The organism is Saccharomonospora piscinae, assembly GCF_005862235.1.
Taxonomy (GTDB): Bacteria; Actinomycetota; Actinomycetes; order Mycobacteriales; family Pseudonocardiaceae; genus Saccharomonospora; species Saccharomonospora piscinae.
Genome location: NZ_VCEK01000004.1, coordinates 1 through 16,710, shown reverse-complemented (window position 1 = coordinate 16,710; position 16,710 = coordinate 1). Strand labels below are relative to the sequence as shown.

The following is a 16,710-nucleotide window of genomic DNA, read 5'->3' as shown; positions in this document are numbered from 1 at the left end:
GCCCTGGATGAGCGGCCAACCACACAGCTGTGGCAAGTCGAACCCGTCTCACTGACCTGGCCTACCGTCGACCCCGACGAGGCCCTCTTCGAAGCACGCAACGCGCTGCACCGGACCGAACATCCGTCGATGAGTGTCCTCCGTGCCGTGCTCGACGGACTTCGGCGGCTGCCGTAGGGCTACACAACTTGCGGACACAGCTACGCGAACTGCGGACACGGCTACACAACCTGCGGACACGGCTACCTGGGCTGCGGACACGGCGTCACAACGGTTTGGCCAGGCACACGCTCAGCGGGTCGCCCGCGTAGACGCCGAACTGCGGGATTCGTTCGTAGCCCTCGGCGTAGTACAGGGCGAGGGCCTCGGGCTGTTTGACGCCGGTCTCCAGCACCATCCTGGTCCGGCCCGCCTCGGCCGCCGAGCGTTCCAGCTCCGCGAGCATGCCGCGCGCGAGCCCGTTGCCGCGCTGTGAGGGCACGACGAACAACCGCTTCATCTCGGCGTCCCCGGCCACCAGCGGCGCCACCGGCTCGTCGTGCGCGCGCCAGCCCCCGCACACCGCGGGCTCCGCGCCGACGTAGCCGATCAAAAACACGCCCGACGGCGGGGCGAACTCGGCAGGGTCGACGGGCGTCACGTCGGGATCGCCGTAGCGGGTGACGTACTCCTGCTGCACGGCCTCGATGAGCTTGGCCGCGTCGGGATGGCTGTACGGCACCGCACGGACGTCCACTCGGTTCTCCTCGCTGCTCTCGGCTCGGGCGACAGTCAACCTGGTCAACTCCAGTGCTGCCAACCTGATTCCCGCCGGTACGGAGTTCCGTCCACCGTCACACCCGTGTCGGGCAGCACGACGGAGCCGATGGTGACCCAGCCCTCCGGCAGGTCCGCGAAGGAGGGGAACGTCGCCGCGAGCGCGTGATCCTCACCTCCGGTGAGCACCCAGTGCAGCGGGTCCGCGCCGAGTGCGGTGCCGACGTCGACCAGTCGCTCCGCGACCGCCAGCCGGTCGGTGCGGACGTCGATGCCCACGTCCGAGGCCGTGGCCAGATGCCCGAGGTCGGCGAGCAGCCCGTCGGAGACGTCGATCATCGCCGTGGCGCCGGCACGGGCGGCCTCGGGTCCCGAGGCGTACGGCGGGTCGGGACACCGCTGAGCGTTCACGACGCTGACCGGGGACCGGAAGCCGCGCCCCAGCACGGCGAGTCCCGCCGCCGCCCAGCCGAGCCGCCCGCACACCGCGACGATGTCGCCGGGCCGCGCGCCCGAACGCGGCACCGCGGCCCTGCCGCCGAGGTCGCCGAGCGCGGTGACGCTGAGCACGACGTTCTCCGCGCGCACCATGTCCCCGCCCACGACGCCCACACCGGCGCGTGCCGCCTCGGCCGCGACGCCGTCCATCAGTTCGGCGGCCACCGAGGCCGGAGTGTCGGGCGGGCAGGCCAGCGCCACGACGACCGAGGTCGCCACCGCGCCCATGGCGGCGATGTCGGCGAGGTTCACCGCGACGGCCTTGCGGCCCACGTGCCGTGGTGTCGACCAGTCGAGCCGGAAGTGGACGCCCTCCACGAGCGCGTCAGTGGTGATCACCACACGACCGTCCGGCGCGGCGACCACGGCGGCGTCGTCGCCAGGGCCGAGCAACGTCGTGGGCGGCTGGGCCCGGCCTGCCGTGACCTGCTGAATCAGTCCGAACTCGCCGAGTGTCCTGACGGTGTCCGTCCCGGACGCGGGGCCGTCTGTCACACCTACCTCCGGTTGTCGCGTCGACCGCCCACCGACTGTCGGATGTCCGATCGTCGCAGGTCTGCGGTACGTTGCTGGCTACACGCCCATCCTTCCTCAGACGGCCGGACACGAAGGGGAGCAGCGCCGTGGTACACGCATACATCCTCATCCAGACCGAAGTGGGTAAGGCCGCCGCCGTGGCCGCCGAGATCGCCGGCATCCCCGGCGTCACCACATCGGAGGACGTCACCGGACCGTACGACGTCATCGTGCGCGCCGAAGCCGAGAACGTCGACCAACTGGGTCAGCTCGTGGTCGCCAGGGTGCAGAACGTGGAGGGCATCACGCGCACCCTCACCTGCCCCGTGGTCCACCTCTGAGCTGTGCTGTAGTGGGGGTGTGAGCGAAACCGGTGCTCCACCCCGGAGTCTCGTCGCGGCGGCCGCGGTCCTGGCGGCCGTGCTGGCGGTGACGGTCGCCGTGCTCGGCGTCGTACTGCCGTCCGGTTCCGATCAGGACGCTCCCGATGGAGCGGCCGACCCGCCGGGCCCGCTGCCGCTGGTGTCCATCCCCGCCCCCAAGTCCGGCTCGGCCGAGTGCGCGACGCTGGTCCGCGCCGCGCCCGGCACGCTGGAGTCGGCCGGTGAGCAGCTCGGCCGGAGGGAACTCGCGCAGCCCGCTCCCCCGGCCGCACTGGCGTGGGGCCGGGACAATCCGGTCGTGCTGCGGTGCGGGCTCCAGCGCCCGCCGGAGCTCACCCCGACGTCGACGCTGCGCGAGATCGGCGGGGTGCGGTGGCTGCCCGTGCCGGGCGAGGGCGCCACGACCTGGTACGTCGTCGACCGCGGCGTGTACTCGGCGTTGACCGTGCCCGACGACGCGGGCACGGGCCCGCTGCAACAACTCTCCGAGACGGTGGCCGACGCGCTGCCCGCCGTGCCGCTGAGTTTCGAGTGAGCGACCCGGCGGGCGGGACGCGGCTCAGCGCAGTCCGGTGCCGCGAGCGAGCGCGGTCTCGACGAGCGTGGTGAGCAGCGTCGGGTAGTCGACCCCCGTGACCGCCCACATCTTCGGATACGCCGACGTGGAGGTGAACCCGGGCATGGTGTTCACCTCGTTGACCGTCAGAGTGCCGTCGGCACCCACGAAGAAGTCCACCCTGGCCAGTCCCTGACAGTCGAGTGCGGCGAAGGCGCGAACGGCCGCCGCGCGCAGCCCCTCGGTGACGGTGTCGTCGAGCTTGGCCGGGATGTCCAGCTCGGCGTCCTCGCCCAGGTACTTCGTCTCGAAGTCGTACCAGGCATCCGCGTCGTCCGAGCAGACCCGGATCTCGGACGGCAGTGACGCCTCGACGCGGCCGTCGGGGAACTCCAGCACCCCGCACTCGACCTCGCGGCCCACCGTCTCGGCCTCGATCAGCACCTTGGGGTCGGTCCGCCGGGCGAGCGCGAGGGCGTCCTCCAGTTGCGACCAGTCGGTGACCCGCGAGATCCCGATGGACGAGCCCGCGCGGGCGGGCTTGACGAAGACCGGCAGGCCGAGCCGTTCCCGCTCCTCGGCGGGCAGCGTCTCCTGACCACGGCGGACGACGGCGTAGCGGCCCACCTCCAGTCCCTCGGCCGCGAGCAGCTTCTTCGCGTACTCCTTGTCCATCGCGGCGGCGCTGGCGAACACGCCCGCGCCCACGTAGGGCAGGTCGGCCATCTCGAGCAGCCCCTGGATGGTGCCGTCCTCGCCGAAGGCACCGTGCAGCACGGGGAACACGACGTCCACGGCGGACAGCAGCTCGGCGCGCTGCCCCTCCTCCAGCGTCACGACCCCACCGGTCGTCGGATCGCCCGCGAGCACCAGCGCCCGGCCGTCGGTCACGGTGGGCAGCTCGCGGTCGCGGATGCGCAGGCCGTCGGGATCGTTCGTGCCGAGGACCCAGCCACCGGCACGGGTGATGCCGATGGGCACGATCTCGAACCGGTCCGGATCGAGGTTCGCCAGAATGCTGCCCGCCGACACACAGGAGATGGTGTGCTCGGTGCTCCGGCCGCCGAACACGACGGCCACTCGGGTCTTGCGGCTACTCATGGGCGGCACCCTACCTTCGCGTCGGCCGGAGCACGTCCACCAGCACCCCGAGCACACCTCGCAACGTCTCGCGCGAGCAGCCCGCGTATCCGACGGCGACGCCCGCCGTGGTGGGAGTGCCCGCGAAGTGGCGGGCCAACCCGTCGAGCAGCAGTCCCCGTTCGCGGCCCTCCGCCAGCCGGGCACGCTCGTCGCGCCCGGAGTCCAGTGGGACGACCAGGTGCGCGCCCGCGTCGTCGCCGAGTACCGGGACCCCTGCGGTGCGCAACGCACCCACGAGCAGTCCCCGGCGCACCGACAGCTCCCGCCGCAACCGGCGCAGGTGACGCCCGAGGTCGCCGTGCCGTGCCAGCTCCACGAACACGCGCTGCCCGGCGGGAGACGGCCGGGTGCCCGCGTCGTCGCGGTAGGCCAGCACGGCGGCGGTCACGCCGGGCGGCGCCACCATCCAGCCCGCGCCGAGAGTCGGGGTGAGGATCTTGCTGGTGGTTCCCAGATGCACGACCACGTCCGGCGCGAGCGAGGCGAGCAGCGGCAGCGGCGCGACGTCGTAGCGCAGCTCGCCGTCGTAGTCGTCCTCCACCACGAGGAAGTCGTCGGCGCGGGCGCGTTCGACCAGCTCGACCCGGCGTGCGGCGCTCATCCTGCTGCCGAGCGGGTACTGGTGCGCGGGCGAGCAGTAGACCGCGCGCACGCCGGCGGGGATCGCGTCCGTGCGCATTCCCTCGGAGTCCACGGCCACCGGCACCACCCGGGCACCCGCGCCCCGAAACGCCGCCACGGCCCGTTGGTAGCCCGGCTCCTCCACGCCCACGAGGTCGCCGGGCCGCAGCACCGACGCGGCGAGTTCGACGACGGCGGCCGTGGTCCCGGCGGTGGCCAGCACGGAGTGGGGCGCGGCGTCGAGGCCGCGATGGCGCAGCAGGTGCTCGCCGATCGCGGCGCGGTACTCGACGAGCCCGGCGCGTTCGGCCACCAGCAGCGGTGGCGCGTCCGCCGCCGCGCGCCAGGCCCGCCGCCAGGCCGCGCGGTCGATGCCCTCGGCCCACGGCACGCCCGGCGTCAGCGCGAGCAGTTCCGGCACGGGGACCCGGTCGTGCCCCGCGACGACACGGCGGCGCTCGGCGCGCGTGGGCGGCGAGGTGGTGACATAGGTGCCGGAACCGTGCCTGCCCGCGATCCAGCCCTCGGCGTGGAGTTGCTCGTAGGCCGCGGCGGTGACGGTGCGGCTCACTCCCAGGCTGGCGGCCAGCGCCCGGGTGGAGGGCAGCCGGTCGCCGCCGCGCAGGTGCCCGCCCGAAGCGGCTTCCCGGAGTGCGTCCGCGACCTGCACGGCGAGCGGCACGCGGGACTCGCGGTCCAGCGCCACCGGCACCGTCGTGTCCCCACGCATGGCGTCACTCCCCGCAAGTGGACTTCTCGCATTGGCTCACTGTGGTCATACCATCATGCCACTCGTACGGGGCACGATGTCGGCATGAGCACCTCGCAGGCACCCGCCCTGTCCCCGACCCCGCGCAGCACCCCGACCCGCAAGCCGCATCGCTACGCCACCGACCGCGACGCGCTGCACGAGGTGCTCGACGCCGCGCTGGTGTGCCACCTCGGTCTGATCGTCGACGGGGCACCGGTGGTCCTGCCCACCGCGTACGGCCGCGACGGCGGCACCCTGTACCTGCACGGCTCCACGGGATCGGGCAACGTGCGGGCCGCCGCCGAGGGCACGGACGTCTGCGTCACGGTGTCGGTGCTCGACGGAGTCGTCTACGCGCGCTCGCTCAACAACCACTCCATGAACTTCCGCTGCGCCGTCGTCCACGGCCGCACCCGCGCCGTCACCGGCGACGACGAGCGGTGGCACGCGCTGCGGGTGATCAGCGAGCACCTCAGTCCCGGCTCCTGGGACTACGCACGCACACCCAGCCCGAAGGAACTGGCGGGCACCCTCGTCTACGCCGTCGACCTCGGCGAGGCGTCGGTCAAGATCCGCGCAGGGGCTCCCGGTGAAAACGAGGCCGATCTCGACGCGCACGACGTGTGGGCCGGGGTGCTGCCGGTGCACACCACGTTCGGCGAGCCCGTCACCGCGGACTACGTGCCCAAGGGGGTGGCCGTGCCCGCGCACGTCGCCGACCGGGTCACGGACCGCACGGTGCGCCCGCCGTCCTGATAGACGTGCACGCTCACCACCGGATCGGGCCCGGGGTTGCGCACCTCGTGGACGTAGCCGGGGCCGAAGACCCGCGACTGGCCCGCGCGCACGTGATGCACCCCCGGCCGGTCGCGGACGGCGGCGCCACCGGCGTGCACCGTCTCGTCGAGCTGGCCGCTGACCACGGTGAACGCCCCGGTGGTGTCGCCGTGGTCGTGGATCTCGGTGCCCTGCCCCGGCAACCAGGACAGCAGCCACACCTCGTGGCCGTCCACGGTGTCGACGAGCGCGGCGAACCGCTCGTCGGGGTCGTAGCGCAGCAGGTTGCGCCAGGCCGCGCGGTCGGCGGCGAAGGACAGCGCCGTCCGCACCGGGTGGCGCGAACGCTGATCGGCGGGCAGGGGCGCGACCGTGTTCTCGGGCACGGCGAACATGCGAAGCAGACCTCGGATTCGTGGGACAAGAGTGGCGGCTGGCTACCGGGAGCGCACGCGCGTCAGGCGCGGCGCGAAGTCACCGGCGAGAACAGCAGAGACAGCCCGCGACGGCATGTACCGCACGACGCCGCGACCAGAGCGCGGGGCCGGACACGGAGCCGGGTACACGGGTGTCGAACATGCCCCCAGACAAGCAGAGCGGTGCGCACGGCGTCAAACGCGAAACACGCTCGGTCGAACCCGCCAGGTCCGGCACGCGACGGTTCCGAGCGGTCACGACCACTCGTGCTTCTGCTTACGTCCCAACAGCTCCGCACCGGCCGTGGCCGGATCGACACCCTCGTGACACACCCGGTACATGGCGTCCGTGAGCGGCATGTCGACACCGACACCGTGAGCGAGCTCACGAATCGAGCGGCACGACGTCACGCCCTCGGCCACCTGACCGCCCTGGGCGGCGCGCGCCTCGGTCATCGACTCCCCCCGGCCGATACGCTCGCCGAACGTGCGGTTGCGCGACAGCGGTGACGAGCACGTCGCCACCAGGTCGCCCACCCCGGCGAGGCCGGCGAACGTGAGCGGGTCCGCCCCCAGCGCCGCGCCCAGCCGGGCGGTCTCCGCCAGCCCGCGCGTGATGAGCGTGGCCATCGTGTTGGTGCCGAAGCCGAGTCCCGCCGCCATACCGCAGCTCAGCGCGATCACGTTCTTACAGGCGCCGCCGAGCTCGCACCCGACCACGTCGGTGTTGGTGTAGGGGCGGAAGTAGGTCGTGTAACTCGCCTGCTGGATCGCGACGGCGCGATCGTGGTCGGCGCACGCCAGCACCGCCGCGGCGGGCTGGCAGCGCGCGATCTCCTTCGCGAGGTTGGGACCGGACACCACCACCACGTCGCCGGGCTCGCCTCCCGTGACATCGGCGACGACCTCGCTCATGCGCTTGTGCGTGCCCAGCTCCACGCCCTTGGCCAGGCTCACGAGGATGGCGCCGGAGGGCAGCAGGTCCCGCCACGCCGTCAGGTTCTCGCGCAACCGCTGGCTCGGCACCGCGAGCACCACGGCCTGCGCGCCGTCGAGCGCGGCCCGCGCATCGGTCGTGGCGGTCAGGCGCTCGGGCAGCGGCACACCGGGCAGGTACGCGGTGTTGGTGTGCCGCTCGCGGATCTCGTCGGCGACCTCGGCACGGCGTGCCCACATCGTGACGTCGCGCCCGGCGTCCGCGAGCACCTTGGCGAACGTGGTTCCCCACGAGCCGGCGCCCAGTACCGTCACCCGTTGCACGCGCATCGTCAGGCGCGCCCCTCGCCGTCGTCGGCACGGGAAGGCCGGGAAGGTTGCTGTCCCCTGACCTCCACGAGCTGCTCCAGCACCCGCTCCATCAGCAGTTCGGTGACCTCGCGCAGCACGACCTGGCTGCGCTCCTTGTCCCGGTAGGCGGAAAGGTCGACGGGCTCGCCGACGCTGTGGACCACGGTCTTGCGGGGCAGCGGGCGGAACTTCTTGGTGTAGCCGTTCCAGATGTCCTGCGTACCCCAGCGCGCGATCGGGATCACCGGCACGTCGTTCTCCAGCGCCAGCCGCGCGACCCCGGTGTAGGCCCGCTTCGGCCAGCCCTCGGGGTCCTTCGTGATCGTCCCCTCGGGATAGATGAGCACGATCTTGCCGTCGCGCAGTGTCTGGTGCGCCGCCCGCAGGCTGTCGCCCGCCTCGCCCGAGCCGCGGTACACCGGGATGCCGCCCGAGCCGCCGAGGATCCTGCCGAACCCGGGGATGCGGAACAGGCTCGCCTTGGCCATGAACCTCGGCACCCGCTTGTTGCGGTGTACGAACACGGCGTCGACGGCCGGGTCGAGGTGGGACACGTGATTCATCACGAGCAACGCGGGCCCGTGGCGCGGGATGCGGTCCGCGTGGCGGTACACGCTGCGCCCCATCCAGGTCAGCGGGTAGAACATCGCCGCGGCGGCACCGACCCAGAAGCCGCCCTTCTCGCGCTCTGCCAAGGCTGTTCCTCTCGACGTCCGACGTCCGACGATCCTGCCACAGCCGTACCGCGCCGACCGCCCACCGGCCACCTCGGGTAAAGATGGTGGCGTGGCTGTCGACCTGATCGTGCCGCTCAAGGAGCCGAACCGGGGCAAGTCCCGGTTACGGGGTGCGCTCGGCACGGCCGCGAGCGAGCACTGCCACGCCGGACTCGTCCTGGCGCTCGCGGCGGACACCCTCGGCGCGGCCGTCGCGGCGCCGGGAGTGCGTCGCGTGCTGGTGGTCGGTACCGATCCCGTCGCGCTGGCCGCGCTGCGCGGGCTCGGGGTGGAGGTCGTCGGGGAGCGGGCGACCGGTGACCATCGCACCGATCCCGCCGACCCCGCCGATCGCACAGCCGCACCCGGGAGCCCGGACGACGGCCTGAACGCGGCGCTGCGTACCGGGGAGCGAATCCTGCGTGCCGACGACCCGGACGGCGTCGTCGGCGCTCTGCAGGCCGATCTGCCCGCATTACGACCCGGCGAACTCGGTGCCGCCCTCGCCGAGGCGGCGGGGCGCAGGGCGTTCGCCGCCGACCGCGACGGCTCGGGCACCACGCTGCTGCTCTCCGCGCCGGGCCTGCGGCTGACCCCCCGCTTCGGGGCCGGGTCCGCCCAGGCTCACGCGCGTTCGGGCGCCGTCGCTCTGGCAGGCCCGCTGCCGTCGCTGCGCGCCGACGTGGACACCGCCGGTGATCTCGACCACGCGAGGCTGCTCGGGCTCGGCGAGCACACCCTGGAAGTGCTGGACCGGGCCTGCCTGCTGTCCTGAACCGCCACGCGGGCACCGGCGCGACGGCATCCGCCGAGCGCTCCGGGACCTCCCCGGATGGGGGACAATGGCCGGGTGAGCGACGAGACGAGAGCACCCGCGGCCACCAGCCCCGACCCCGCCGTCACCAGCGACGACGGCACCACCGACCCCGGTCGGCGGTCGGCTGCCACCACGCCGCCGCCCCGGTCCGCCGACGGCGATCGGGAGTTCCGGCCGGTGCCCTCGGCTCCCCCCGCCGCGACGGAGAGCGGTCAGGTCGAGGACGCGCTGCCCGACGACCGGTACTTCAACCGGGAGCTCTCGTGGCAGGACTTCAACGCCAGGGTGCTGGCGCTGGCCGAGGACACCTCCCAGCCGCTGCTGGAACGGGCCAAGTTCCTCGCCATCTTCGCGTCCAATCTGGACGAGTTCTACATGGTGCGGGTCGCGGGGCTCAAACGCCGTGAGCAGACCGGCCTCGCCGTGCGCAGCGCCGACGGCCTCACCCCCGGCGAGCAACTCACCTACGTGGCCCGGCGCAACGCCGAGCTGGTCGAACGGCACGCGCTCGCGTTCGAGCAGGGCCTGCGCCCCGCGCTGGCCGAGGCAGGCATCCGGCTCGTGGCCTGGTCGGACCTCGACGCCGACGAACGCTCCCGGCTCTCGGCCTACTTCACCAAGCAGATCTTTCCCGTCCTCACCCCGCTCGCCGTCGACCCCGCTCACCCGTTCCCCTACATCTCCGGGCTCTCGCTCAACCTCGCCGTCACCGTGCGCGACCCCGGCGACGGCACCGAACGCTTCGCCAGGGTGAAGGTGCCCAACAACGTGCCCCGCCTGGTGCGCATCGAGACCAGCCGCGACAACCGCGTCGCCACCTACCTTCCGCTCGAGGAACTCATCGCGGCGCACCTGGACGAGTTGTTCAGCGGAATGCAGGTCAGCGAGCACCACATCTTCCGCGTGACCCGCAACGCCGACTTCGAGGTCGAGGAGGACCGCGACGAGGACCTGTTGCAGGCACTGGAACGGGAACTCGCCCAGCGCCGGTTCGGCCCTCCCGTCCGGCTGGAGGTCGCCAGCGACATGTCCGAGCACGTGCTCGAACTCCTGTTGCGGGAGCTGGAGGTGGACCCGCAGGACGTGGTGGAGGTACCCGGGCTGCTGGATCTGAGCTGCCTGGCGCAGCTGCACTCGCTGAACCGGGAGGAGCTCAAGGACCCGCCGTTCGTTCCCGCCACCCACCACGCCTTCGGCGAACGCGAGATGCCCAAGAGCGTGTTCTCCACGCTGCGCGAGGGCGACGTGCTCGTGCATCACCCGTACGACTCGTTCTCCACGAGCGTGCAACGGTTCATCGAGCAGGCCGCCGCAGACGACAAGGTGCTGGCCATCAAGCAGACGCTCTACCGCACGTCGGGCACCTCGGGGGAGTCGCCCATCGTGGACGCGCTCATCGACGCCGCCGAGGCGGGCAAACAGGTCGTGGCGCTGGTGGAGATCAAGGCCCGCTTCGACGAGCAGGCCAACATCGCGTGGGCGCGCACGCTGGAGCGCGCGGGCGTCCACGTGGTCTACGGCCTCGTCGGGCTCAAGACCCACTGCAAGATCGCGCTCGTGGTGCGCCAGGAGGGGTCCACGATCCGCCGCTACTGCCACGTCGGCACCGGCAACTACAACCCGAGAACGGCTCGGCTGTACGAGGACATCGGCCTGTTCACCGCCGATCCCGCGATCGGTGCCGACGTCACGGACCTGTTCAACGTCCTCACCGGCTACTCCCGGCAGCAGACCTACCGCAACATCCTGACCTCCCCCAACGGAGTCCGGCTCGGGCTGCTCAAGTTCATCGCCGAGGAGATCGCACTCGCCGAGTCCGGCAAGCAGGCCGGCGTGCGCATCAAGTGCAACTCGCTGGTCGACGAGCAGGTCATCGACGGCCTCTACCGCGCGTCGCAGGCCGGGGTTCCGGTCGAGGTCGTGGTGCGGGGCATCTGCTCGCTGAAGCCGGGCGTGCCCGGCCTGAGCGAGAACATCACCGTGCGGTCCATTCTCGGGCGGTTTCTGGAGCACTCCCGCGTGTTCCACTTCCGGGGCGCCGACACCCACTGGATCGGCAGTGCCGACATCATGCACCGCAACCTCGACCGCCGCATCGAGGCGCTCGTGCGGGTCGCGGACCCGCGACTCACGGCCCAGCTCGACGCCGTGCTGGACTCGGCACTCGCCCCCATGACGCGGTGCTGGGTCCTGCTGCCGTCCGGGGAATGGGTACCCTCTCCGACGGACAGCGGCCAGGTCCGCGACCATCAGAAGGAAATGCTGCGCAAGCACGGAGCCGCAGGGTGAGCATGCTCGTACGAGCCGCGGGGGCGGTGCTGTGGCGCCGCAACCCCACGACAACCGAGATCGCGGTCGTTCACCGGCCGCACTACGACGACTGGTCCCTGCCCAAGGGCAAACTGGACCCAGGGGAGACACCCGCCGCCGCGGCCGTGCGGGAGATCGCGGAGGAAACGGGCTTCGACGCCGTTCTCGGTCGCTTTCTCACCACCGTCGAATACCGCGTGGCCGGGTCCCCGAAAACGGTCGACTACTTCGCCGCGAGCGCTTCGCCCGGCGAGTTCGTCCCCAATACGGAGGTGGACGAACTGCGATGGCTGCCGCCGGACGAGGCGCGTGCCCTGCTGACCTATCCGGCGGACCGCGACGTCTGCGACCTCGCCTTGAGTGAACCGCTGGACACCGCCACCGTGCTGCTGGTGCGCCACGGCAAGGCGGGCAACCGCGACGCGTGGAGCGGGGACGACGACCTGCGTCCGCTGTCCGACGCCGGGGCGCGGCAGGCCACGGCTCTCGGCCCGCTGCTCCGGACGTTCGGGCCCGAACGGGTGTATTCGGCGCCACGCCTGCGGTGTGTGCAGACCGTGCGTGCCGTCGCCGACGGCCTCGGCGACGACGTGTGTCTCGAACCGTCGATGTCGGAGGAGACGTACTGGAAGGACACCGACGCGGCCCTCGAATGGCTGCGCTCGGTTCCCGCCTCCCACTCCGGCGCCGTCGTGTGCAGTCAGGGCGGTGTCATCCCCCACCTGCTCGACACCCTGGCCGAACGGGACGGAGTCGACGTGACTCCCCGCAAGCACACCGGCGAGGTGCCCAGCAAGAAGGGCTCGGTGTGGGTGCTGTCGTTCGAGACCACGCCCCGGCCGCGGCTCGTCGCGGCGCACTACGTGCCCAGCGCGCTGGGAGACGTCGGCTGAGGGCCCGGCACACGGCAGGGCTCCCGCACCGTATGGCGCGGGAGCCCTGCCGAGAAGTCTGACGCCGCACGCGCGGCGGGCGGCACTACTTCTTCTTCGCGGCGGTGGTCTTCTTCGCGGGGGACGTGCTCGCGGTCGTCCTCGGCGACGTCTTCGTGGCCGCCTTCGTCGTCTTGGCGGTCGACTTCTTCGCCGTCGACCGGGTCGCGGTCTTCCCCGTGGTCTTGGGCGCGGCCTTCGTCGTGGCCTTCGACGCCGACTTGCTCGCGGTGGACTTGGCCGCTGTCCTGCCCGTCGACTTGGTGGCCGTCTTGGCCGTGCTCGACTTCGCCGCGGTCTTCGGCGCGGCCTTGGCGGTGCTCGACTTCGCCGTGCTCGACTTCGCCGCGGTCTTCGGCGCGGCCTTCGTGGTGCTCGACTTCGCCGTGCTCGACTTCGCCGTGGACTTCGGCGCTGCCTTCGTGGCCGTGCTCTTGGCCGGCGCCTTCGCCGTACGGGTCGAGGCGGGCCGCGTGGTGGTGGCACCCCTGGTCCTGCTCGTGGTCGTGCGCGTGGACGTCGGACGGGTGGCGGCCGTCTTCGCCGTTCCCGCCGTCCGCGACGACGTGGACGTGGTGGAGCTGCGCTTCGCGGTCGTGGCCTTCGGAAGCTTCTTGGAGCCGCTGACCACGTCCTTGAAGGTCGTGCCCGCGCGGAAGGCGGGAACGTTGGTCTTCTTCACCTTCACCGTCTCGCCGGTGCGCGGGTTCCTCGCGGTCCGGGCGGCGCGGGCGCGCTTCTCGAACACCCCGAAGCCGGTGATGTTGACCTTCTCGCCCTTGTTGACCGTACGGATGATGATGTCGACGAGGTTGTCGACGGCCTGCGACGCGACCTTCTTGTCGCCCAAGCGCTCGGAGAGCGCTTCGATGAGTTGGGCCTTGTTGGCCATTCCAGTCCTCCCAAGAAGAACTACGTGTTACCCGGCCACACCGGCCGACATGCGCACACGGTATTACCAACGCAGCACAAATTCCAAACGGCACGCGGTTTTTTTCCTTATCGTGTGCGCGGTTACGCCTCACGATGAGCCGTCTCGGGCGGCTTTCGCGTGCCGTTCGGCGTGGGTGCCGACCGTGGTTCACGGCCTGGCGAGCCCGGATTCTCGTTGCTCAGCCGGGAGAATCCGGGCTTTCGTCACCTCGGCGTGGTGACCGGCTTGTGGGAGGGCCGCCGGGTCTCGAACTCCGCGATGTCATCCGCATGGCGCAGTGTCAGCGCGATGTCGTCGAGCCCCTCCAGCAGCCGCCAGCGGGTGTAGTCGTCGATGTCGAACGAGGCGGAGAAGTCCTTGGCCCGCACCGTCTTCTCCCGCAGGTCCACCGTCACCTCGGTGCCGGGGTCGTCCTCAAGCAGGCGCTGCAACCACTCGACGTCGGCCTGCTCGCACTGCGCCGCGACGAGACCCTGCTTGCCCGCGTTACCCCGGAAGATGTCGGCGAACCGGGACGAGACGACGACCCGGAAGCCGTAGTCCAGCAGTGCCCACACGGCGTGCTCCCGGGACGAGCCCGTGCCGAAGTCGGGCCCGGCCACGAGCACGGAACCCCGGTCGAAGGGCGCACGGTTCAGCACGAACTCCGCGTCGCCCCGCCAGGCGGCGAACAGGCCGTCCTCGAAGCCGGTCCGGGACACGCGCTTGAGGTAGACGGCCGGGATGATCTGGTCGGTGTCCACGTTAGACCTGCGCAGCGGCACGCCGACGCCGGTGTGGGTGGTGAACGGTTCCATGACGTTGCTCCTCGTCGCTGGTGATGTGGGTCGCTGCCGGGTGCTCAGGCGAGGTCCTCGGGCGAGGACAGGGTGCCGCGCACCGCGGTGGCCGCCGCCACGAGCGGCGACACGAGGTGGGTCCGGCCACCCTTACCCTGTCTGCCCTCGAAGTTGCGGTTCGAGGTCGACGCGCTGCGCTCCCCCGGCTGCAACTGGTCCGGGTTCATCCCGAGGCACATCGAGCAGCCCGCCGCCCGCCACTCGGCCCCGGCCTCCGCGAAGACCTCGTGCAGGCCCTCGACCTCGGCCGCCTGCCGCACCCGCATGGACCCGGGCACGACGAGCATGCGCACCCCGTCGGCGACCCGGTGGCCCCTCAGGACCTCCGCCGCGGCACGCAGGTCCTCCAGCCTGCCGTTGGTACAGGAGCCGAGGAACACGGTATCCACCGCGACCTCCCGCAGCGGGGTGCCCGGCACTAGATCCATATAGGACAGGGCCTGCTCCGCGGCGAACCGCTCGTTCTCGTCGGCCAGCAGGGCGGGATCGGGCACCGACGCCCCCAGCGGTAGGCCCTGCCCCGGGTTCGTCCCCCAGGTGACGAACGGGGTCAGCTCGGCGGCGTCGACGTGGACCTCGGCGTCGAACTCCGCGTCGTCGTCGGTGCGCAGCTCCCGCCACGCGGCGACGGCGGCGTCCCAGTCCGCGCCCTGCGGCGCGTGCGGCCGGTCCTTCAGGTAGGCGAAGGTCGTCTCGTCCGGAGCGATCATGCCGGCGCGCGCGCCCGCCTCGATCGACATGTTGCAGATCGTCATGCGGGCTTCCATCGACAGCGACTCGATCGCGCTGCCGCGGTACTCCAGGACGTAGCCCTGGCCGCCGCCCGTGCCGATCTTCGCGATGACGGCGAGGATGATGTCCTTCGACGTCACCCCGGGACGCAGCTCGCCGTCGACGGTGATCGCCATCGTCTTGAACGGCCGCAGCGGCAGCGTCTGCGTGGCGAGCACGTGTTCCACCTCGGACGTGCCGATACCGAACGCCATCGCTCCGAACGCGCCGTGCGTCGACGTGTGGCTGTCCCCGCAGACCACGGTCGTGCCCGGCTGCGTGAGGCCCAGCTGCGGCCCGATGACGTGCACGATGCCCTGCTCGTCGTCACCCATCGGATGCAGCCGCACACCGAACTCCGCGCAGTTGCGCCGCAGCGTCTCCACCTGGGTGCGCGACACCGGGTCGGCGATGGGCAGATCAAGCCCGGTGGTGGGCACGTTGTGGTCCTCGGTCGCGATGGTGAGGTCGGGACGCCGCACCGGCCTTCCGGCCAGCCGCAGCCCGTCGAACGCCTGCGGGCTGGTCACCTCGTGGACGAGGTGCAGGTCGATGTAGAGCAGATCCGGTTCGGCACCCTCGCCGCGACGCACCGTGTGTGCGTCCCACACCTTTTCCGCCAGTGTGCGGCCCCGCCGTTCGGTCATCAGGGCTCCTCCATGAGCGTCGGAAAGCGAGCGGACTCACTTCGTGGAACGTGGACTATCCCAGATTACGAGATTAAGATATCGCCTTGTGGGACAACCCGATGTTAGCAACAGCGACGCCGAGCCCGGGCAACAGAGCGGGATCGGCGTCTTGGACAAGGCCGTGTCGGTGCTGCACGCCGTCGCGGACCAGCCGAGCGGCCTGGCGGAACTCTGCGCGCGCACGGGCCTGCCCCGGGCCACGGCACACCGGCTCGCGGTGGGCCTGGAGGTACACCGGCTGGTGCGGCGCGGCCCCGACGGGCGGTGGCGCCCGGGGCCCGCGCTCGCGGAGCTGGCCGGCGGCACGGTCGATCCGCTGCTGGACGCGGCGAGCGTCGTGCTGCCGAAGTTGCGTGACCTGACGGGCGAGAGTGTGCAGTTGTACCGCAGGGACGGCGTGGTGCGCGTGTGCGTGGCGGTGGCGGAGCCGCCGAGCGGGCTGCGTGACACGGTCCCGGTGGGGGCGCGCCTGCCGATGACGGCGGGCTCCGGCGCGAAGGTCCTCGCGGCGTGGGCCGACGCTCACACGCGGCAGGCGGTGCTGGCGGACGCGGTGTTCGGCGAACGCACCCTGCTGGAGGTGCGCCGCCGGGGTTGGGCGCAGAGCGTGGCGGAGCGGGAGCCGGGCGTGGCCAGCGTGTCGGCACCGGTGCGCGACGGCGCGGGCAATGTGGTGGCCGCCGTCTCGGTGTCGGGCCCCGTGGAGCGCATCGGCCGCAGGCCGGGCTCGAAGTGGGCGGGCGATCTCCTCCAGGCCGCCGAAGCCCTCCACGCGCGCCTCTGACGCGCCACCCGAGGACACGGCAACGCCACCTGCGGACACGACTACGCAACTTGAGGACACGACTACGCGGACTGCGGACACGGTCGGCACAAGCGAGCGAAGCGAAGCGAACGCGCCCAGCCGGGGGTCCGGGGGCTCGCCCCCGAGTGCGAAGAGACCGAACGCGGCCTCGCTCAGCAGCAGATCGTCCAGGGCGTAGAGCACGAGCTGTGCC

Annotated in this window: 17 protein-coding genes; 7 read left to right on the top strand and 10 right to left on the bottom strand. The window is 71.7% G+C overall.

Going from position 1 to position 16,710, the window contains the following annotated elements:
- Positions 1 to 265 precede the first annotated feature (265 nt).
- Both FFT09_RS16360 and FFT09_RS16355 read right to left on the bottom strand, forming a co-directional pair.
- Positions 266 to 736, bottom strand: a complete 471-nt coding sequence (locus tag FFT09_RS16360; protein WP_138383258.1) for a GNAT family N-acetyltransferase — start codon at positions 734 to 736, stop codon at positions 266 to 268.
- Between the two features lie 44 nt (positions 737 to 780).
- Positions 781 to 1,749, bottom strand: a complete 969-nt coding sequence (locus tag FFT09_RS16355) for a thiamine-phosphate kinase (RefSeq protein WP_081194401.1) — start codon at positions 1,747 to 1,749, stop codon at positions 781 to 783.
- Positions 1,750 to 1,877: 128 nt separating this feature from the next.
- On the opposite strand from FFT09_RS16355, the gene FFT09_RS16350 reads away from it, so the two are divergent.
- Positions 1,878 to 2,111 (top strand): Lrp/AsnC ligand binding domain-containing protein, encoded by a 234-nt coding sequence (locus FFT09_RS16350; protein ID WP_024876647.1) that lies wholly within the window; start codon positions 1,878 to 1,880, stop codon positions 2,109 to 2,111.
- Positions 2,112 to 2,130: 19 nt separating this feature from the next.
- A complete protein-coding gene (locus tag FFT09_RS16345) occupies positions 2,131 to 2,688 on the top strand; it encodes a DUF3515 domain-containing protein (RefSeq protein WP_138383257.1) in 558 nt (185 codons plus the stop codon).
- Positions 2,689 to 2,712: 24 nt separating this feature from the next.
- On the opposite strand, the gene FFT09_RS16340 is transcribed toward FFT09_RS16345, so the two are convergent.
- Together FFT09_RS16340 and pdxR are read right to left on the bottom strand one after the other, a co-directional pair.
- Positions 2,713 to 3,810, bottom strand: coding sequence for a D-alanine--D-alanine ligase family protein (locus FFT09_RS16340; protein WP_081194397.1), 1,098 nt, complete (start codon positions 3,808 to 3,810; stop codon positions 2,713 to 2,715).
- A 10-nt stretch (positions 3,811 to 3,820) separates the two neighbouring features.
- A complete protein-coding gene (gene pdxR, locus FFT09_RS16335; RefSeq protein WP_138383256.1) occupies positions 3,821 to 5,203 on the bottom strand; it encodes a MocR-like pyridoxine biosynthesis transcription factor PdxR in 1,383 nt (460 codons plus the stop codon).
- A gap of 84 nt (positions 5,204 to 5,287) precedes the next feature.
- Between pdxR and FFT09_RS16330 the strand changes: the two genes are divergently transcribed.
- On the top strand, positions 5,288 to 5,980 hold the full coding sequence (locus tag FFT09_RS16330) for a pyridoxamine 5'-phosphate oxidase family protein (protein ID WP_138383255.1): 693 nt from the start codon (positions 5,288 to 5,290) through the stop codon (positions 5,978 to 5,980).
- Here FFT09_RS16330 and FFT09_RS16325 read toward each other — a convergent pair.
- The 3 genes from FFT09_RS16325 to FFT09_RS16315 form a co-directional block, all read right to left on the bottom strand.
- Positions 5,902 to 6,396, bottom strand: coding sequence for a cysteine dioxygenase (locus FFT09_RS16325; RefSeq protein WP_081194391.1), 495 nt, complete (start codon positions 6,394 to 6,396; stop codon positions 5,902 to 5,904). The two genes, FFT09_RS16330 and FFT09_RS16325, sit on opposite strands and share 79 nt — an antisense overlap.
- 276 nt (positions 6,397 to 6,672) lie before the next feature.
- Positions 6,673 to 7,683, bottom strand: coding sequence for an NAD(P)H-dependent glycerol-3-phosphate dehydrogenase (locus FFT09_RS16320; protein WP_024876653.1), 1,011 nt, complete (start codon positions 7,681 to 7,683; stop codon positions 6,673 to 6,675).
- A gap of 2 nt (positions 7,684 to 7,685) precedes the next feature.
- Positions 7,686 to 8,399 carry a lysophospholipid acyltransferase family protein gene (locus FFT09_RS16315; protein ID WP_081194389.1) on the bottom strand — a complete coding sequence of 238 codons (714 nt, stop codon included), beginning with the start codon at positions 8,397 to 8,399 and terminating at the stop codon, positions 7,686 to 7,688.
- Between the two features lie 91 nt (positions 8,400 to 8,490).
- Here FFT09_RS16315 and cofC point away from each other — a divergent pair, with 91 nt between their 5' ends.
- From cofC to FFT09_RS16300, 3 genes are read left to right on the top strand one after another with little or no spacing between them, the layout of a single operon-like run.
- On the top strand, positions 8,491 to 9,195 hold the full coding sequence (gene cofC, locus FFT09_RS16310) for a 2-phospho-L-lactate guanylyltransferase (protein WP_138383254.1): 705 nt from the start codon (positions 8,491 to 8,493) through the stop codon (positions 9,193 to 9,195).
- 57 nt (positions 9,196 to 9,252) lie between these two features.
- Positions 9,253 to 11,526, top strand: coding sequence for an RNA degradosome polyphosphate kinase (locus FFT09_RS16305; RefSeq protein WP_138383253.1), 2,274 nt, complete (start codon positions 9,253 to 9,255; stop codon positions 11,524 to 11,526).
- Entirely contained in the window at positions 11,523 to 12,440 is a 918-nt protein-coding gene (locus FFT09_RS16300) for an NUDIX hydrolase (protein WP_138383252.1), read from the top strand. Before FFT09_RS16305 ends, FFT09_RS16300 begins: the two co-directional genes overlap by 4 nt.
- Positions 12,441 to 12,525: 85 nt before the next feature.
- Here the strand turns inward: FFT09_RS16300 and FFT09_RS16290 are convergent, their stop codons facing one another.
- From FFT09_RS16290 to leuC, 3 genes are all read right to left on the bottom strand, one after another.
- Positions 12,526 to 13,371, bottom strand: a complete 846-nt coding sequence (locus FFT09_RS16290; protein WP_138383251.1) for an HU family DNA-binding protein — start codon at positions 13,369 to 13,371, stop codon at positions 12,526 to 12,528.
- A gap of 245 nt (positions 13,372 to 13,616) precedes the next feature.
- Positions 13,617 to 14,210 carry a 3-isopropylmalate dehydratase small subunit gene (gene leuD / locus FFT09_RS16285; RefSeq protein WP_138383250.1) on the bottom strand — a complete coding sequence of 198 codons (594 nt, stop codon included), beginning with the start codon at positions 14,208 to 14,210 and terminating at the stop codon, positions 13,617 to 13,619.
- Positions 14,211 to 14,254: 44 nt separating this feature from the next.
- The gene (gene leuC / locus FFT09_RS16280) at positions 14,255 to 15,670 is read right to left on the bottom strand and encodes a 3-isopropylmalate dehydratase large subunit (protein ID WP_138383249.1); all 1,416 of its coding nucleotides are present in this window, start codon (positions 15,668 to 15,670) and stop codon (positions 14,255 to 14,257) included.
- A gap of 88 nt (positions 15,671 to 15,758) precedes the next feature.
- Here leuC and FFT09_RS16275 point away from each other — a divergent pair, with 88 nt between their 5' ends.
- A complete protein-coding gene (locus FFT09_RS16275; RefSeq protein ID WP_024876661.1) occupies positions 15,759 to 16,496 on the top strand; it encodes an IclR family transcriptional regulator in 738 nt (245 codons plus the stop codon).
- Positions 16,497 to 16,710 lie beyond the last annotated feature (214 nt).

What these genes read in the sequence shown, in the direction of transcription:
- pdxR (WP_138383256.1), bottom strand. Translation starts at nt 5,203, where the DNA reads ATGCGTGGGGACACGACGGTGCCGGTGGCGCTGGACCGCGAGTCCCGC.
- FFT09_RS16325 (WP_081194391.1), bottom strand. Translation starts at nt 6,396, where the DNA reads ATGTTCGCCGTGCCCGAGAACACGGTCGCGCCCCTGCCCGCCGATCAG.
- FFT09_RS16305 (WP_138383253.1), top strand. Translation starts at nt 9,253, where the DNA reads ATGGGGGACAATGGCCGGGTGAGCGACGAGACGAGAGCACCCGCGGCC.
- leuC (WP_138383249.1), bottom strand. Translation starts at nt 15,670, where the DNA reads ATGACCGAACGGCGGGGCCGCACACTGGCGGAAAAGGTGTGGGACGCA.
- FFT09_RS16290 (WP_138383251.1), bottom strand. Translation starts at nt 13,371, where the DNA reads ATGGCCAACAAGGCCCAACTCATCGAAGCGCTCTCCGAGCGCTTGGGC.
- FFT09_RS16340 (WP_081194397.1), bottom strand. Translation starts at nt 3,810, where the DNA reads ATGAGTAGCCGCAAGACCCGAGTGGCCGTCGTGTTCGGCGGCCGGAGC.
- FFT09_RS16330 (WP_138383255.1), top strand. Translation starts at nt 5,288, where the DNA reads ATGAGCACCTCGCAGGCACCCGCCCTGTCCCCGACCCCGCGCAGCACC.
- FFT09_RS16320 (WP_024876653.1), bottom strand. Translation starts at nt 7,683, where the DNA reads ATGCGCGTGCAACGGGTGACGGTACTGGGCGCCGGCTCGTGGGGAACC.
- leuD (WP_138383250.1), bottom strand. Translation starts at nt 14,210, where the DNA reads ATGGAACCGTTCACCACCCACACCGGCGTCGGCGTGCCGCTGCGCAGG.